The sequence below is a fragment of the Arthrobacter sp. P1_B11 genome (assembly GCF_056406715.1).
The window spans coordinates 23,141-39,327 of the sequence record NZ_JBFTZQ010000026.1; the positions used below are offsets into that span (position 1 = coordinate 23,141).

At 65.6% G+C, this 16,187-nt stretch carries 20 protein-coding genes and 1 tRNA gene; 13 read left to right on the plus strand and 8 right to left on the minus strand.

Annotated elements, in window-relative coordinates; all coding sequences use genetic code 11:
- The first annotated feature begins 200 nt into the window (after positions 1 to 200).
- Positions 201 to 866 (plus strand): phosphate signaling complex protein PhoU, encoded by a 666-nt coding sequence (gene phoU, locus AC1D14_RS17695; RefSeq protein WP_230120756.1) that lies wholly within the window; start codon positions 201 to 203, stop codon positions 864 to 866.
- 71 nt (positions 867 to 937) lie between these two features.
- Here phoU and AC1D14_RS17700 read toward each other — a convergent pair whose 3' ends face one another.
- The gene (locus AC1D14_RS17700) at positions 938 to 1,684 is read right to left on the minus strand and encodes a phosphoglyceromutase (protein WP_476882226.1); all 747 of its coding nucleotides are present in this window, start codon (positions 1,682 to 1,684) and stop codon (positions 938 to 940) included.
- 78 nt (positions 1,685 to 1,762) lie between these two features.
- On the opposite strand from AC1D14_RS17700, the gene AC1D14_RS17705 reads away from it, so the two are divergent.
- Complete coding sequence (locus AC1D14_RS17705; RefSeq protein WP_476968894.1) at positions 1,763 to 2,605, plus strand: class I SAM-dependent methyltransferase; 843 nt, start codon at positions 1,763 to 1,765, stop codon at positions 2,603 to 2,605.
- A 41-nt stretch (positions 2,606 to 2,646) separates the two neighbouring features.
- On the opposite strand, the gene AC1D14_RS17710 is transcribed toward AC1D14_RS17705, so the two are convergent.
- Both AC1D14_RS17710 and AC1D14_RS17715 read right to left on the minus strand, forming a co-directional pair.
- Positions 2,647 to 3,003 (minus strand): DUF2516 family protein, encoded by a 357-nt coding sequence (locus AC1D14_RS17710; protein ID WP_230119930.1) that lies wholly within the window; start codon positions 3,001 to 3,003, stop codon positions 2,647 to 2,649.
- Positions 3,004 to 3,012: 9 nt separating this feature from the next.
- Entirely contained in the window at positions 3,013 to 4,197 is a 1,185-nt protein-coding gene (locus tag AC1D14_RS17715) for a trans-sulfuration enzyme family protein (RefSeq protein ID WP_230119931.1), read from the minus strand.
- Positions 4,198 to 4,283: 86 nt separating this feature from the next.
- On the opposite strand from AC1D14_RS17715, the gene tmk reads away from it, so the two are divergent.
- From tmk to AC1D14_RS17735, 4 genes are all read left to right on the plus strand, one after another.
- Positions 4,284 to 4,940, plus strand: a complete 657-nt coding sequence (tmk, locus tag AC1D14_RS17720) for a dTMP kinase (protein WP_476968895.1) — start codon at positions 4,284 to 4,286, stop codon at positions 4,938 to 4,940.
- Positions 4,937 to 6,079, plus strand: a complete 1,143-nt coding sequence (locus AC1D14_RS17725) for a DNA polymerase III subunit delta' (protein ID WP_230119933.1) — start codon at positions 4,937 to 4,939, stop codon at positions 6,077 to 6,079. Before tmk ends, AC1D14_RS17725 begins: the two co-directional genes overlap by 4 nt.
- A 63-nt stretch (positions 6,080 to 6,142) precedes the next feature.
- On the plus strand, positions 6,143 to 7,717 hold the full coding sequence (locus AC1D14_RS17730) for an alpha/beta hydrolase (RefSeq protein WP_230119963.1): 1,575 nt from the start codon (positions 6,143 to 6,145) through the stop codon (positions 7,715 to 7,717).
- A 139-nt stretch (positions 7,718 to 7,856) separates the two neighbouring features.
- Positions 7,857 to 7,929: transfer RNA gene (locus AC1D14_RS17735), tRNA-Thr, on the plus strand.
- A gap of 96 nt (positions 7,930 to 8,025) precedes the next feature.
- On the opposite strand, the gene AC1D14_RS17740 is transcribed toward AC1D14_RS17735, so the two are convergent.
- Together AC1D14_RS17740 and AC1D14_RS17745 are read right to left on the minus strand one after the other, a co-directional pair.
- Positions 8,026 to 9,099, minus strand: coding sequence for a DNA polymerase IV (locus AC1D14_RS17740; protein WP_476968896.1), 1,074 nt, complete (start codon positions 9,097 to 9,099; stop codon positions 8,026 to 8,028).
- Between the two features lie 136 nt (positions 9,100 to 9,235).
- The gene (locus tag AC1D14_RS17745) at positions 9,236 to 9,514 is read right to left on the minus strand and encodes a hypothetical protein (protein ID WP_476968897.1); all 279 of its coding nucleotides are present in this window, start codon (positions 9,512 to 9,514) and stop codon (positions 9,236 to 9,238) included.
- Positions 9,515 to 9,554: 40 nt separating this feature from the next.
- On the opposite strand from AC1D14_RS17745, the gene AC1D14_RS17750 reads away from it, so the two are divergent.
- The 7 genes from AC1D14_RS17750 (at position 9,555) to AC1D14_RS17780 (ending at position 13,850) form a co-directional block, all read left to right on the plus strand.
- A complete protein-coding gene (locus tag AC1D14_RS17750) occupies positions 9,555 to 9,926 on the plus strand; it encodes a hypothetical protein (protein WP_230119935.1) in 372 nt (123 codons plus the stop codon).
- Positions 9,927 to 10,597: 671 nt separating this feature from the next.
- Entirely contained in the window at positions 10,598 to 10,771 is a 174-nt protein-coding gene (locus tag AC1D14_RS17755; RefSeq protein ID WP_230119936.1) for a CsbD family protein, read from the plus strand.
- A 123-nt stretch (positions 10,772 to 10,894) separates the two neighbouring features.
- Positions 10,895 to 11,233 (plus strand): hypothetical protein, encoded by a 339-nt coding sequence (locus tag AC1D14_RS17760; RefSeq protein ID WP_230119937.1) that lies wholly within the window; start codon positions 10,895 to 10,897, stop codon positions 11,231 to 11,233.
- Between the two features lie 582 nt (positions 11,234 to 11,815).
- Positions 11,816 to 12,070 (plus strand): hypothetical protein, encoded by a 255-nt coding sequence (locus AC1D14_RS17765; RefSeq protein ID WP_230119938.1) that lies wholly within the window; start codon positions 11,816 to 11,818, stop codon positions 12,068 to 12,070.
- 160 nt (positions 12,071 to 12,230) lie between these two features.
- Positions 12,231 to 12,623 (plus strand): Hpt domain-containing protein, encoded by a 393-nt coding sequence (locus tag AC1D14_RS17770; RefSeq protein WP_230119939.1) that lies wholly within the window; start codon positions 12,231 to 12,233, stop codon positions 12,621 to 12,623.
- A 42-nt stretch (positions 12,624 to 12,665) separates the two neighbouring features.
- A complete protein-coding gene (locus AC1D14_RS17775) occupies positions 12,666 to 13,631 on the plus strand; it encodes a hypothetical protein (RefSeq protein WP_476882229.1) in 966 nt (321 codons plus the stop codon).
- A gap of 39 nt (positions 13,632 to 13,670) precedes the next feature.
- Positions 13,671 to 13,850: a hypothetical protein gene (locus AC1D14_RS17780; protein WP_476882230.1), complete on the plus strand. Its 180-nt coding sequence runs from the start codon at positions 13,671 to 13,673 to the stop codon at positions 13,848 to 13,850.
- A gap of 105 nt (positions 13,851 to 13,955) precedes the next feature.
- On the opposite strand, the gene AC1D14_RS17785 is transcribed toward AC1D14_RS17780, so the two are convergent.
- From AC1D14_RS17785 to AC1D14_RS17795, 3 genes are all read right to left on the minus strand, one after another.
- Positions 13,956 to 14,801: an aldo/keto reductase gene (locus AC1D14_RS17785; RefSeq protein ID WP_476882231.1), complete on the minus strand. Its 846-nt coding sequence runs from the start codon at positions 14,799 to 14,801 to the stop codon at positions 13,956 to 13,958.
- Positions 14,802 to 14,940: 139 nt separating this feature from the next.
- Positions 14,941 to 15,384, minus strand: coding sequence for a hypothetical protein (locus AC1D14_RS17790; protein ID WP_230119943.1), 444 nt, complete (start codon positions 15,382 to 15,384; stop codon positions 14,941 to 14,943).
- 7 nt (positions 15,385 to 15,391) lie between these two features.
- The gene (locus tag AC1D14_RS17795; RefSeq protein WP_230119944.1) at positions 15,392 to 16,069 is read right to left on the minus strand and encodes a bacterial proteasome activator family protein; all 678 of its coding nucleotides are present in this window, start codon (positions 16,067 to 16,069) and stop codon (positions 15,392 to 15,394) included.
- Positions 16,070 to 16,187 lie beyond the last annotated feature (118 nt).

Consider the following 16,187-nt stretch of genomic DNA (forward strand, 5'->3'; position numbering starts at 1 on the left):
GGCTCCAGCTTATGCTTTCAAAAAGCGCCAACAGCCGCTTCACGACCAGAACGGGCCGGATTCAGCTAACGTTCATCTAGAGGTGCGTAACAGTTCACCCGGCGCTGGAAGAGTGGCGAGTTGGACTGCCGGAACGGTGACACGAGATTCTGACCGCCGCTGCGGCGGCGGGGCGGAATCTCTAAGGAAAGGACGCCTACGTGCGTAAGGTTTTTCAGGAAGAGCTCGCCCAGGTGGGCGAAGACCTCATCGAGATTTCAAAGCTGGTCAGCGAGGCGATCGTCAAGGCAACGACGTCATTTGAGGTCGCCGACGTCGACCTTGCCCAGGACGTCATCGCTGCGGATGCCCGGATCGACTTCCTGCAGAACAGCCTCGACGAGCGCGCCATTGACATCCTTGCCCTTCAGGGTCCCGTCGCCAGCGACCTGCGCATGATCGTCGGATCGCTGCGGATGAGCGCCTCCCTGGAACGCATGGGTGACCTCGCCCGCCACATTGCCCAGCTGGCGCGTCTCCGCTTCCCCTCCACGGTGATTCCGGCGTCGCTCACGGAGACCTTCAAGAGCTTCGCTGAACAGGACATCCAGATCGCCACCAAGCTCACCGAGCTGCTGGAGACCCGGGATCTTGAAGTTGCCCGCGACATCCTCAAAGCCAACACTGCGGTGAACGACCTGCACCTGAGCGTATTCAAGGCGATCGCCCGCAGCGACTGGCAGGAATCCCCTGCCACCACCGTGGACGTGGCCCTGGCCAGCCGCTACTTCGAGCGATTTGCCGACCACGGCGTGTCCGTGGCCCAGAAAGTCACGTATCTCGTGACCGGCGCCTGGCACCCGAACAGCAGCATCGAGCACGGCTGAGGTTCCCGGCCTAACAGCAAACGACGGCGGCTGGTCACCTGAGGTGACCAGCCGCCGTCGTCCGCTTTACTTTACTTTTTGCCCTGGTTGGCCACAGCCTGGATGGCTTCGGCGGCAGCCTCGGGGTCGAGGTAGGTTCCGCCCGTCTTGATGGGCTGGAAGTCCTCGTCCAGGTCGTAGACGAGGGGGATGCCGGTGGGGATGTTCAGGCCGGCGATCGCTTCGTCGCTGATGCCGTCAAGATGCTTGACCAGCGCACGCAGGGAGTTTCCGTGGGCGGTGACCAAGACGGTCTTTCCGGTCTTGAGGTCTTCCTTGATGTCCGATTCCCAGTACGGCATGAGACGGATCAGAACGTCCTTCAGGCACTCCGTGCGCGGAATGGTGTCACCGAGGTCGGCGTAGCGGGGGTCGCCCACCTGGGAGAATTCAGAGCTATCGTCCAGGACCGGCGGCGGGGTGTCGTAAGAGCGGCGCCAAAGCATGAACTGCTCTTCGCCGAATTCGGCGAGAGTCTGGGCCTTGTCCTTGCCCTGCAGGGCACCGTAGTGACGCTCGTTGAGTCGCCAGTCGCGCTTGACAGGAATCCAGCCGCGGTCGGCCTTGTCCAGGGCGATGTTGGCGGTGTTGATGGCCCGCTTCAGGAGCGACGTGTACAGGATGTCCGGGAGCACGTCGTGCTCAACCAGGAGCTCTCCCCCGCGGAGTGCCTCCTGACGTCCCTGGTCGTTGAGGTCAACATCCACCCAGCCGGTGAACAGGTTCTTGGCGTTCCAGTCGCTGTGGCCGTGGCGCAGCAGAATCAGCTTGTAAGTCATGATTTTCATCCTAGCCGAGCAGAGGCCGCCGACGCCGAGCGTTACATTCCGTGCTGCGCCGTTGGATAGTCTGGGGCGGTGGTGCAGAAAGCAGAGCGGGTGGCGACAAACCCTGGCAACCGCGGACACCGCGGCCKGCCGGTGGGCAACGTAACGCGGGGCACCACCAATCCCAACCGGATGCGCAGGCTGGACCGCTGGCTGGCCGGGCCGCAGGCCTGGCGGCTCCGGTCAGCGGACGACCCACTGGTGGTCGACCTGGGGTACGGCGCGTCCCCCGCCACCGCCGTCGAGCTTTTCGAAAGGCTCGCCGCCGTCCGGCCCGATGTACGGGTTTGCGGCATCGAAATCGAGCCTGAGCGGGTGCGGGCGGCCAAATCGCTCGAGCGTCCCGGCCTCAGCTTCGTCGTGGGCGGGTTCGAACTCCCGGTGCCGGGAAAGCCTGTCCTGGTGCGGGCGTTCAACGTGCTCCGGCAATACGAGGAGGCCGACGTTCCAGGTATCTGGCGTCTGGTGCAGGACAGGCTCGCGCCGGACGGGCTGTTCATTGACGGAACGTGCGACGAGATCGGCCGCCGCGTCACCTGGATTGCGCTGGATTCCGAACGCCCGCTTACGCTGAGCATGTCCGTGCGCTTCGGCAGTTTCGACCTGCCCTCGGAGGTAGCCGAACGCCTGCCCAAGGCGCTCATCCACCGGAACGTTCCGGGTGAGCGCATCCACGGGCTGCTGCAGGCCATGGACAAAGCGTGGCTGGAGTCGGCGCCCCTTGCGTCGTTCGGGAACCGGCAGCGGTGGACGGCCATGTGCAAGGCACTGCTCGACGGCGGGTGGCCGGTCAAGGACGGACCGTCACGCTGGCGGCTGGGGGAACTTACCGTCAGCTGGGAAGCAGTGGCGCCGCTGGGATCAGCGGACTGATCCGGATTTCGACGGGCGCCCCACCAGCGAGCGGACTCCGGTTACCAGGGGCCGTACGGGCCCATGTTGCGGCTGCCGCCCCGGCCGGCGTCCTTCACCGCCGGGCGGACGTCCGCCAGGTAGACGGATGCAGCCACCACCGCGGCCAGGCCGAAGAGGCCGAGCGGCCCGATGAGTCCGCCTCCTCCGCCGGCCAGCACCGACAGCGCGCCGACGGCCACGCCGCCGCCGGTCAATGCCAGCCAGAAGGCCTTGGTCCTTTTGCCCACAGCCTCAAAAGCGTTGGCCTTGTGGCGGACACAGTCGAAGAAGGCCCACACCTCAAGCACCAGCGCCACCAGTCCCAGGATGTAGTAGACCGTGCTCTCAACGACATTGATCAGTACTGTTCCGTCCACCCGACCAGCCTAACTGTCCAAAGCGTCCAATGCCTGCTGCAAATCGGACCAAAGGTCCTCGACGTTTTCGATGCCGACGCTCAACCTGACCAGATTCTCCGGAACGCTGACCGGCTCGGCCGCGTGCCGCCGTCGTCGTTCAATCAGTGATTCCACGCCGCCGAGCGAGGTGGCCGGCAGCCAGAGCTGGAGCGAGCGGACCAGCTTGTCTGCGGCATCGGCGCCGTTGAGGTCTCCGGCGGGCGCAACCTGGACGCAGAGGACGGACCCGAAGCCGGACATCTGGGACTTGGCCCGGTCATGTCCCGGATCCGACGCCAGGCCGGGGTACCGGACGCTTTCGATCTGCGGGTGGGTGCTGAGCCTTTCGGCGAGCACCGCGGCCGAAGCCTGCGAGCGCTCGATCCGCAACGCAAGCGTCCGCAGCCCGCGCAGCGCCAACCATGCCTCGAAGGGGCCCGCTATTCCGCCGTGGATGATGCGGTGATGGAGCAGGGTTTCCCGCAGTTCCGCGTTCGAGGTGACGAGGGCGCCCAGCACCACGTCGGAATGTCCCGCCAGGTATTTGGTCACCGAGTGAAGGACGACGTCGGACCCCAGGCTGAGTGGCTGCTGCACCAGCGGCGTGGAGAAGGTGTTGTCCGTGACAACGATTGCTCCGGCGTCGTGCGCCGCCTGGGTCAGTGCCCGGATGTCCGCGATGCCGAGCATGGGGTTCGTCGGGCTCTCGAGCCAGAGCATGTCCGCGGGCTTTCCTCCCGCCGGGGCGAGCAGCTCGATGACAGCATCCGTATCCGCGATGTCAACCGTGCGGAGCTCGATGAAGCCCTTTTCTGCCAGCTCGGCCGCCATGAGCAGTGAGCCCGAATAGCTGTGGGACGGCATGACCAGCACACCGCCCGCGGGAATGAGGGACAGCGCGGAGCTGACGGCAGCCAGTCCCGAAGCATAGAGGAGGCCCGGCAGCGTGGCGCCTTCAAGCTGTCCCAGGGCTTCTTCGAACGGATCCCAGGTGGGGTTGGCGTAGCGGCCGTAGCCGCGGTCGCCGTCATCCAGCGCACCGGTGCCGAAATATGTGGAGGACAGCACGATGGGCGGGTTGACAGGCTCGTCGTGTTCGCGGGCAGGACGGCCGGCGGCCACGACTACGGTCTCGGCCGAAAGGGACGCGGCGTGCTGTTGGGAAAGGCTCATGAACAAAGCGTACGTTGGGCACCTGCTGGGCGGAAAAGCGGCTACTGGCGCGGCTTCCTGTCAGTGATTGTCGGTAGGCTGGACCAGTGAATAATCAGAATCCCGGACTTTTCATCGCCTTCGAAGGCGGTGACGGCGCCGGCAAGTCCACGCAGGCCGCCCGGCTGGCCGGGACGCTTGAATCACGCGGCCTGACCGTGCTGCGGACCAGGGAACCTGGCGGCACGCCGATTGGCGAAAAACTGCGCTCTCTGGTCCTGGATCACGGCCACGGCCACATCGACGCGCTTACGGAGGCGCTGATCTTCGCGGCCTCCCGTGCCGCGCACGCCAGCCAGGTCATCCGGCCTGCCCTGGAGCGCGGCGAAGTGGTCCTCACTGACCGCTACATCGATTCCTCCGTGGCTTATCAGGGGGCCGGCCGGGATCTTGGCACAGACGCCGTCCGGAGCATCAACGAGTGGGCCACGTCGGGGCTGCAGCCGGACCTTACCGTCCTGCTGGATGTCCATCCGGCCGACGGCCGGAGCCGCCGCACGGCCGGGGACGCCCAGGAGGACCGGCTGGAATCGGAAGCCGACGAATTCCACGCCCGGATCCGCCAGGCATTCCTGGACCTCGCCGCAGCGCGGCCGGACAGTTACCTGGTGCTTGAGGCGCAGTTGTCCGTGGATGAGCTTGCCGCCTCCATCCTTGACCGTGTGAACCGGCTTCTGGCCGCTCCCGGCAGGGCCCCGCGATGACAGTTTGGGATGACCTTCAGGGCCAGTCCGCCGTCGTCGCCCAGCTGCAGCAGGCAGCCACGGGCGAAGGACTGACGCACGCGTGGCTGTTCACCGGCCCTCCCGGCTCGGGACGCTCAAACGCTGCCAAGGCCTTTGCCGCGGCGCTGAACTGTGACCAGGACGACGTCTCCCTGCGTGGCTGCGGCGAGTGCCACGCCTGCAGGACCATCCTCGGCGAAACCCACGCCGACGTCGCCTTCGTCCGCACCGAAAAGGTGACCATCACCATCGAGGAGGCCCGGGACCTCGTTTCCACGGCCGGCAACAGGCCCTCGTCTGGGCGGTGGCGGATCATCGTGGTGGAGGATGCCGACCGCATGGCCGAACGCACCACGAACGTGCTGCTGAAGGCCATCGAAGAACCCACCCCGCGGACCGTCTGGATGCTCTGCGCCCCCTCCCCCGCGGATGTCCTGGTGACCATCCGGTCCCGGTGCCGGGCAGTGGCACTGCGGCTGCCGCCGGCCGCCGACGTCGCGGCGCTGCTGGTAAAGCGCGACGGCGTGGATCCGGCGGTGGCCGAACGCGCGGCCCGCGCGGCGCAGAGTCACGTGGGAATTGCCCGGCGCCTGGCCCGCGACGCCGAGGCCAGGGAACGGCGGTTGGAAACAGTCCGCTTCCCGCTGGGCCTCCGGGGCATTACGGCCGCTGTGATGATGGCTGATAAACTGGTCAAGATCGCCACCGAGGAGGCCAACAGCTCCAATGAGGAGCGGGACGCCGCCGAGAAGGCCTCCCTGCTGGCCACATTGGGTGCCCCCGAGTCCGGAACGCTGCCGCCCGCCATGCGCAGCCAGGTGAAACAGCTGGAAGATGACCAGAAGCGTCGTGCGAAGCGCTCCGTGACTGATTCCCTGGACCGGACGCTGACCGATCTCCTGTCCTTTTACCGGGATGTGCTGATCATCCAGATGGGAAACTCCGTGGAACTCGTCAACGTTGAGTTGAGGAGCGAGCTGGAAGATTTCGCAGCCGGCTCGGGCCCGGAGGTCACCCTCGCCAGGATGGATGCCATCAACAAGGCGCGTAAACGCATCACCACCACGAACGTTGCACCGCTTTTGACCATAGAGGCGATGGCCGCGGGCCTGATTTAGGTTCCGGTCCACAGACCACCTGCCCGACGACGCCTAACGCCTCTGCCCAAGGAGTACCGCATGATGTCCACACTTCCCCTGACCGCGCGATCGCGCTCCTTCGCTACGGCGCTGCGGGCTGCCGGAGCCATGGCGGTGGTCGTGCTCCTGACGTCGTGCAGCTTCTTGGGGCTGTCCAAGGACGGTGCCTCGCAGGGGAATTCCACAGGGCAGGCGGACCCCTCCATTGCGGCGGCAGCTCCGAAAGGGCTGCAGGCTTTTTACTCCCAAAAGGTGGTGTGGGGGCCGTGCGAGGACAAGATGCAGTGCGCCAAGGTCAAGGTGCCGCTGGATTATGCGAAGCCGGACGGCGAAACGATTGAAATCGCGGCCCTAAAGATCGCCAGCACCGGAGCCAACAAGCAGGGCAGTCTGCTGGTCAACCCGGGCGGGCCCGGTGCCTCCGGCTACGACTTCGTGAGGGACGCCGGAAACAGCCACTTCTCCGACAAGGTGCGGGCCAACTACGACCTCATCGGTTTCGACCCCCGCGGCGTCAAGCGTTCGGCGCCCGTCAGCTGCCTGACGGACAACGAACGGGACGAGTCCCGGGCCAAGATCTACTCTCCTGAAACTGACGCCGGCCTGGCCGCTCTCCTCGCCGACAACAAGGCCATCGCGGCGAAATGTGCCCAGCAGACCGGCCCCGTACTGGGGCACATCGACACCGTCAGCGCGGCCAAGGACCTCGATGTCCTCCGTGCCGTGGTCAATGACTCCAAGCTCCACTACATGGGGTTCTCCTACGGAACTTTCCTCGGTTCAACCTACGCTTCGCTGTTCCCCGACAACGTGGGCCGGATGGTCCTCGATGGCGCCCTCGACCCGTCGCTCAGCGCTGAAGAGCTGACTGCAGGCCAGGCAAAGGCCTTCGACAAAGCGCTGCACGCCTACGTTGCGCACTGCCTGAACGAGGAAGGCTGCCCCCTGAGCGGCACCGTGGACGACGGTATCCGGCAGATCCACGACATCATCCGGTCCGTAATCGCGACACCCCGCACCGCCAAGGACGGCCGTACCGTAGGCGGCAACACGTTCGTCAGCGGTCTGATCGTGCCGATGTACGGCAATGAAAGCTGGCCTGCCCTGACCCAGGCCCTGGACGCGGCCATGAAGGGCGACGTCAGCCTGATGCTGCGCCTGGCGGATCTGGGCGCGGACCGTGCACCGAACGGCAAATACACGTCCAACACAGCCTTGGCCTTCGGCGCGATCAACTGCCTGGATTACCCGACGAACAGCAATCCGGCGGCCATGCGGGCCGAAGAGCAGCAGCTCCGCCAGGTGTCCCCCACCCTGGGGTACTTCTTCGCGTATGGTGGCGCCAACTGTGCCAGCTGGCCCTACAAGAACCTGCGGACGCCGGCACCGGTCGAGTACAGCGGCTCTTCCCCGATCGTGGTGGTCGGCACCACGGGTGACCCCGCCACGCCCGTGGAGTGGGCCAGCGCCCTCCGGAAACAGCTGGGCAACGCCTCACTGCTGACTTGGAAGGGCGAGGGCCACACGGCGTACGGCCGGTCTAACAGCTGCATCAGCAACGCCGTGGACAACTACCTCGTTGACGGCAAGAAGCCGGCGGACAACACCGTCTGCTGACTTGGCCGTTCAGCCGGGCAGGCCCGTGCGCAGTCCGATTTCGGCCTTCGCGGCACGTCATTTTGACCCGGGCGCGGGGACTCGATTACAGTTGACTCTTGCATGAACCGGCCGGGTTTTCCTGGTTGTTTAGTGCGGTGCTTCCTTAGCTCAGTCGGTAGAGCGTTTCACTCGTAATGAAAAGGTCATCAGTTCGATTCTGATAGGAAGCTCGAGAAGAACCCCGTATTTCCGCTGATACAGCGGGGATGCGGGGTTTTCTGCTGATTGTGGGGAATTGCCTGGGCAGGCACAGGGCATACCCACTTTCACCAACCGCCGCGCGTGGGCGTATGTCCCTTTCGGGCATCGTCGGGCATTGCCATTTCGGCCCGCAGGCCCAGGAGTCGGATCGGACGGCCCGCTTCGATTCCGGCTGCGAGGTCCAAGGCTCGCGCGAGGATTTCGTTCCGGTCGAATGTCTCGGGAATCTTTCTTGCGTGGGTTTTGGTGAAGAACGGCGCGTACCGAACCTTGAGGGTCAGCCCAACCACGGGCCGTCCTTCCGCCACAACATCCTCAAGGACATGCGCTGTCAGCTCCCTCACGGCGTCGTCCACCTGGGCGGGCTCGGTCAGGTCCCGCTGGAAGGTGGTCTCCCGGCTATGCCCGCGGGCAACCCACGGGGTGTCGTCCACAACGCTGGCGCCGTCCCCGCGTCCGAGCTCCGCGTACCAAGGACCCATCCTGGGGCCAAACTCCGGAACCAGGTCTTGGGGGTCGGACGCGGCGAGCTCCGCGACTGTGTTGATGCCGAGTTTGGCCAGCCGGACCGACACCTTGGTCCCGACGCCCCACAGGTCCTTGGTGGGCCGACTGCCCATGACGTCGAGCCAGTTCCCGGAAGTGAGACGGAAGACGCCAGCCGGTTTGCCGAAACCGGTGGCGACTTTGGCTCGGACCAGGGTGTCGCCGATGCCAACGCTGCAATGCAGCTGTGTTCGCTCCAGGACGGCGGCCTGCACCTGCCGGGCGTAGGATTCTGGATTCTCTGTCTCAGTGCCTATAAAGGCTTCATCCCAACCAAGCACCTGCACGGTGGCCCCGCGCTGCGCGCGCAGGGTGGCCATCACCGTTTCAGACGCCGCGAGGTAAGCCTCCTGATCGACGGGCAGGATCACAGCGTCGGGCACTTTCCGGGCCGCAATGCGTAAGGGCATTCCGGAACCCACGCCGAACGCCCTGGCTTCGTAGGATGCGGTCGACACCACGGCTCGTTCCGTGGGGTCGCCCCGACCGCCGACAATGATCGGCTTGCCCGCAAGCTCCGGCCGCCGGAGCACTTCGACCGCCGCGATGAACTGGTCAAGATCGACGTGTAACACCCACCGGATTCCGCTCACGCCACCAGTCTGCCCTAAACATCCCTGGCAAGCATCGGCTCTCGATGATGCGGCCGCGGAATGCAGACGGGCCTCGACCTTCGGCCACTGGCCGCCACCCGACTGCGCAGGCCGGGCGTTTGACGCTTTCCCGAGGTCAGCCCAGTTGTTCCTTAGCCCGATCCGGGTCGCGCATGATCCCGGCCATAGCTCGTGCCTGATCCAGGCGCTTCTGGTAGTAGGTCGCGGCCATGACACAGAAGACCGAAATCCCGATGGATCCCCAGGCGCTAAGCGGAACGCGGCTCTCGGCCTCATGCTCCGAGATGGTCAGGGCCGCGTTGAGGAGGTTGAGGATGGCAAGGACGATCATCGAGGCCCTGGCGTAGCTGAGCTCCCCCTGGCTGAGGGCCTTGCTTCTGAACCAGCTGACCATGGCCAGACTGTAGCAGTCGGAACACCGCTACTCTATGGCCATGGCCGCGGGAACAGGCAGGGACGACAACAAGTACGAGTGGCAGGACTGGCCGCCGGATTCGCTCGAGGGCATGCCGCCGAAACGGAGGCGACTGGCAGGTTGGGCGATCTTCTGGTTCTTACTGCTCGGCTCGCTGCTGGGATCCGCCTTGGAGGCAACGGGCATCGTGCAGCCCTGGCGCGAGCTGCTCGTGGTGGCCGTGTTGGCTGCCGTCTTCGTTCCACTGATGCGGGCCGCCGTCCTGGAGACACGCCAGCTGCGGGACGAGGGCATCGAGCTGCCGTCCCATCCCGTCACGCGGAGGTCGATGATCTCCTCGGCCGTCGTCGCAGCTTTGCTCTGGGTCATCTTTGCCGTCGCGCCGGCTTGAGCGTCTCAGCTGCCATGCCTGAATCCTCCTACGACAGGAGTCGCTTTGGCACGCCTGGCTTGGAGTTGCCGGGTCCGGTGCTGCTGGGGGAGCGCGTCCGGACCCGGCCGTTCTGGTTGTCAGGTCGCGGCACCTTCAATTCCAGGACAGGACCAGTCTTGCCTGCACATCATGGGATAACCGCGGGATCTGGCACCGAGGGTTGCATCAGTGCCGCCCAGAATTGAGGGGGCGGCTCCAAGGTTTACGTAGGCAACTTCCCCCACCACCATGGTCGTGGACGGGAAGGTCGTCAACCCCCTCCGGCGCAGCCGGACAGCGCGCCGTCGGGGATGCCCTCTTGGTGCTCCCCCGACGCAAGGACTGAGAGTCGGCCTAGCAGCTGTGGTGTCGGCGGCGGTTCGCACTGGGGCTAGCCGGTGAGACACGCCGCCGACGGCGTTCGAGGCCTCCCCCAAATTGGGCTGCCCCCCGGAGCCCAAAGGCTCCGTTACGCGATTTAATCGTAAGCCTACTTATCACCCGAGTCCAGAGGTGCAGCGGCCGCCGCAGGATGGGCCGGTGGCGGCCGGAGCAGTCAGCATGCTTAGTATTAGACGAGGATCTGGGCTAGGGTAAAAAGGTAAGCCGCCGGCGGACCCGCCGCGGAGCCAACCGTAGGGAGAAACACCATGGGTTTGGATGACAAGATCGGAAACGCTGCCGAAAAGCTTGGCGGCAAGGGCAAGGAAGCTGCCGGCGAGGCCACGGGCGATGACAGCCTCAAAGCCGAAGGCCAGGGCGACCAGGCAAAGTCGGACGTGAAGCAGGCCGGCGAAAAGGTCAAGGACGCCTTCAAGGAATAGTCCTCTGCAGAATTCAGAAGGGTGCAGCTCGAGCGCGGGCTGCACCCTTCTGGTGCATCAAGAGGTCATCAGCCTCGGATTGCCACCATGGAGTTGGCCGGCGCCGGTGCCTAGAGTGATGACATGGCTGATACTTTTTCTTCTCTGCTGGAAGCGTTCAAGAACGTGGGCGTGTCCCGGGCGTACGGCCCTCCGGTCCAGGTCGGCGGCGCAGAGCTGCTCCCCGTTGCCCTGGTGTCCTTCGGGTTCGGCGGCGGCACCAACGCAGAAGGCGGCGGCCGTGGCGGTGCATCCGGTGGCGGCGGAGGCGGCTTCGTCTTCCCGCTTGGAGCTTACAGCCGCGCCAGCGGCGGCCACCTCGTGTTCCGGCCCAACACCATCGCTGTTCTGCTGAGCCTGGTCCCGGTGGTGGCCGCGTCAGGGATCGCGCTTCGAGGAGCCGTGCGAACCACCCGATCGTAGCCACGTTTGGAAGTGCCCCTCGCCGGAATTGCAGGCAGGGACGATAATAAGAAGTGGATCACCGGGGCTGGGCCGGCGGCGGAGCCGCCTGTCTGAGACCAGGGCGGTCCCCCCAGCCGCCGTCGGCCCTTTCAATGCGCCCGAGCGCGCGGGCCGGCCTGGTCCGGAACTGTGGCGCACGCACCGGAAACGCACAGGTGCCTCCCGTAGTTCTGCACGCTGGGCTTCGCAGGGTGACCGCCAGCGGGCGGTTCCGTAGCCCAAAAAATCTTATTGTCAGGCCGTCCCAGCGGTGCTAGAACAGCCTTATCGGGAGGTTTCAAAGGAGATTATGCGAAGGTCAGCTACATCAGATCGCCTCATGGACCGGGATGGGATGCCGGAACACGCTAAGGCTGTTTTTTGGGCGGTGGGCTTCTAAAGTACGCCAAGGCGCATTGTCGCGCACCTGCAGCAGACAGCGCACGGATTGTCCCTCCCGCAACGTGGTCCCCGGTTGCGGAAGCGGCCGGGGGCCACATCACCAACGCTGCAAGATGGAATCGGCAGCACGGAAACTCCCTCAGCTGGAATGGAATCCCGGTGGACCAGGCGACGCTCGTCGGCTACGGTCTTGGCTACTTCGCGACCATGATCGCCGTCTTCATCATGTTTCTGCCCGCCTTCATCATTCTGTCCCTCCTCCTGCTTCTGGCCGGGGCTGTACAGTTGGCGCTCCTTCTCCTGAATGCCGTGGCCTCCGGCCTGCACAGGACCCTCATCCGGCCGTTAGCGACACTGACCGACCGGCTCCGCAGACCCCGCAGGCGCCGGGGCGGAACGCCTGTCCCGCACTGACGGTTGCCGTACCCATCCGCGCTTAGTTCTTCTGGCCGCCGATATTTCCACTCTTGATCGGATCCTGTGGGAACTCTTCCACGGTCTTGAGGTCCTCCCTGGACTATTCAAAGAGCCGTGCAGCAGCGTCGCGGCTCTTCTCGGGATTTAGGGGGCTGCTGTGACAGACGAGAACGACGTGCCAGTGCTGGACAGCGGCGCCCTGCAGTCTCTTGCGGACGAAGCCGGCCCCGCCGCAGCGCATACGTTCATGGACGAGTACCTGCAGATGCTGCCCGTCCGCGCCGCAAAAATCCTTCGCGGTCTAGCGGGCCACGACGCGGACTCAGCCGCCGAGGCACTGGTGAGCCTGAGAGCAACATCCGCCATGGCAGGAGCACTTCGTCTCGAAGCATACTGTCGGGACCTTGAACGCGCACTGAACCGTGGACACTGGCCCGATCCGAAAGCTGCTAAGGCGGTGCTGTTCGCGAACATCCGGCTGCTGGTCCGCGAAGCTAACCGCCAAGGCCACCTCCCCGGACCGCGGCCTAAAGGTCCGGAAGCCGGCTAGGGTGCCCGGCTTTTCCTGTCATGCCGTCCTAAGATGGCTGGCATGGAGGAGCAGGAACTGGCGGACGTTGCGGGACGCCTGTATGCGCTGCCCTTCGACGAATTCGTGGCTGCCCGCACTGCGGCCGGGAAGGCTGCGGCAGCAGAGTCCAACGGACCGCTGGCCCAGGCCATCAAGGCACTCCCCAAGCCCTCCATCGCAGCCTGGACTGTCAATATGCTGGCGCATCACCGGCCAGACGCGGTGCGGGAGCTCCGCGACCTCGGGCAGACGATGCAGGGGGCCCAGGCCGCGCTCGACGCCGCCGCCCTGCGGGAGCTGTCCCGGGAGCGGCGCAAGCTTCTTGCAGCGGCCGTGAATACCGCCCGGCGCGCAGCAGAGGAGCAGGGCCGTTCCATTAGCGGGGCGGTGGCCTCGGAGGTGGAAGAGACCCTGCGGGCCGCCACGGCCGACACGGCTGCCGCGGCTGCCGTACAGAGCGGGCTGCTGCTGCGGGTTCTCACGGCCGACGGCGTGGACCAGGTTGATCTCAGCGGCGCAGTTGCGGTTCCTGCCGCCCTGGGGCCGCTGCAGCAGCCCCCGCGGGTCACCGGCGGGCATGCGGGGCCGCCTCCAAAGGTCAGCCGCCGGCAGCCGCCGGAGGGGCCTGAGAAACCGCGGATGCAGGCGGTGCGACGGACGCCCCGCCCCTCATCGCCGTCGGTCCTGGACAAAGCCTTGGCGGCACTCGCCGAGGCTGAAGCCGCGGCTCAGGCAGCCGCCACGGAGGCCGAGTCCCGTGACGAAACCCTGCAGGACGCGGCAGCGGAGTTCACCCGCCTCACGGCCGAGGTGCGCGAGACAAGACAGCGGCTCAGGAAGGCGGAAGACTCCCTGGAAGCCGTCCGGAAGGACCTTGAAACGGCAGCTGCCGAGGCGAAGCAGTCAGCCAGGGCCGCCGAGAAGAGCAAGCGAACGGCCATGCTGGCGAAGGAACGGGTGCTCCGGTTGCGCAACACACCGGACTGAAGGACAAATAATGTCAGACCCCGGTTGCACCATTGAGTCATGGAAATGAACCAGGAATTCCACGTAACGTACTTTGAAGCCGACTGCGGGCGGGTCCGGACCGAGGTCTTCGATACCGCAGCCGACGCCGAACGGTTCGCCAGCCGCTGCCTCTCCGGCGAGCACGACTGGGCCGTCGTTGATGCCGTGGCTGCCCAGCAGGCCAAAGCAGCGGCTTAACCGCCGCTGCCATCTGGACAGCAAAGGCCCCGCCCGGCTGAGGTCAGCTGCACTGCAGCAGATCCGGTGGATCAGCTCAGCGGGCGGGGCCTGCGCGGCTAAAGGTCAGGCGAAGTCGGACACGGCCGGGTCCGGCCCGATGCGTCCCGTTCCCGCCGCCGTGCGGTCCAGGCCGTTGATGGCTTCGACGTCGGACGCGTCAAGCGTCACGTTCAGCGCATCGTAGTTCTCGCGGATGCGTGACTCGGTCACCGACTTGGGGATGACCACGTTGCCGATGGCCAGGTGCCAGGCGATGACAACCTGCGCGGGAGTGGCGCCGTGCTTGTCCGCGATTGCCGTGATGGTGGCGTCCTCAAGGAGCTCACCGCCTTGGCCCAGCGGGGACCACGCCTGGGTCAGAATGCCCTTGGAGGCATTGAATTCCCGGAGCTCGGCCTGGTTAAAGAAGGGATGCAGTTCCACCTGGTTGATGGCCGGCACCACTCCGGTCTCATCGATGACGCGCTGCAGGCCCTCAACGGTGAAGTTGGAAACACCGATGGACTTGACCCGGCCGCGTTTCTGCAGCTCGATCAGCGCCTTCCAGGTGTCCACGTATTTGTCCTGCTTCGGCTGGAGCCAGTGGATCAGGTACAGGTCAAGGCATTCGAGGCCCAGGCGCTCCAGGGATTCCTCGAACGCCGCCAGCGTGGACTCGTAGCCCTGGTCCGCGTTCCACAGCTTGGTGGTGATGAAGATTTCCTCGGGCGACAGCCCGGAGCTCGCGATGGCGCGGCCCACGCCGGACTCGTTGCCGTAGATCTTGGCCGTGTCGATGTGGCGGAACCCCGCCTGGAACGCCTGGAAGACGACCTTTTCAGCTACATCGTCCTCGACCTGCCACACGCCGTAGCCGAGCTGGGGAATGGTATTGCCGTCATTGAATGTCAGTGTCGGTGAAGAAGTCATCTGTCCATCCTGCCAACGATTCCCGCTTCGGTGCACGCAATGGCCGGAAGCTAAGCTAGGCGCTTAACACCCGGAATCCGGGAATTTTTTGCATGCCCGCCGGGCGACCGGGCGACAGCTGTCCCGGTCTTGGGCCAGGTCAGGCTTCGGCGAGCTGCCGCTCCGCGTCGGCCACCTGCTCGAAGACCGTCTCGGCCCGCCGCCACACCGATGCCGCGCCCACGGGAACGGGACCAACGGCGAGGCGGAGCATTGCCGCGGCTTCGGCCGTGGCCGCCAGCGAGTTTCCCGCCTTCGACAGCGCGCGGTGGACGCCGGACAGCGCGTGCGGGATGTCCAGCCCGTCGCTGGGAGAGCGCCGCTGCGCCTCAACGCAGACCTGCCGGACGCGGCCGGACAGCTCCGCCAGCTGGTTCGCGATCTCGACGAGTTCGCCATAGAGCTGCTCGTCCTCCACGCCTTCAAGAACCTGGTGGTAGCGGTCCAGACCCCGGTGGAAGCGGTCGTGGGCTCGCCGCCACAGCCCTTTACCGAGTTCGGCGTCGTCTTTCCGCCCTTGCCGGGCAGCGGTAAAAAACCCCAAGCCGAACCTACAGGTACTGACCCGGACCGTGGTCAGGGTCTTCCTGCCGCCCAGGCTTGAGCGGATCGGATCCCGGCTGCGGAGCCTTGGCCCGCTGGGGCTCCCCGTTCTCTCCCATAACCACGCCGGGAGCGATGACAGTGCCCGGCGGAAGCTGGCGCAGCTGCACTTGGGCCATGGCATGATCCCGGGCCGCGTGCTGGGCAGCAACGGCGGTTTGGATGCCGTGGAACAGGCCTTCCAGCCAGCCGACCAGCTGGGCCTGGGCAATCCGCAGCTCAGCGTCGGACGGCGTGGCATTGTCCGGGAACGGAAGGCTGATGCGTTCCAGCTCGGCAACGAGTTCCGGGGCCAGCCCGTCCTCGAGTTCCTTGATGGAGCGCTCATGAATCTCCGCCAGCCTGCCGCGGGCGGCGTCGTCCAAGGGCGCCGACTTCACCTCGTCCAGCAACTGCCGGATCATCGTGCCGATCCGCATCACCTTGGCGGGCTCATCCACCAGGTCCTGAAGGCTGCTGCCCTTGGGCTTCGACGGCTCCGAAGCGTAGTTGCCACCTGCCGGGACCGCGTCAGGGTCAAGTGTGGTGCCCTCCACGGGGACGTCCTCACCGGGACGGGACCCGGCCTGTGAACCGGCATCGGTGGCGGCCGCCCGGGCGGTTTGAGTGTCGTTCGGATCGCTCATGCGTTCATACTCTCACGAGCCCGGAACGCCGAGTCCAGTCAATGAAGCTCCTTGACCTGGATTTCGTTTCGTCCGTAGCGAAACCCCGTTTTCGGCGCCAGTACGCCTGGCGGGTGCC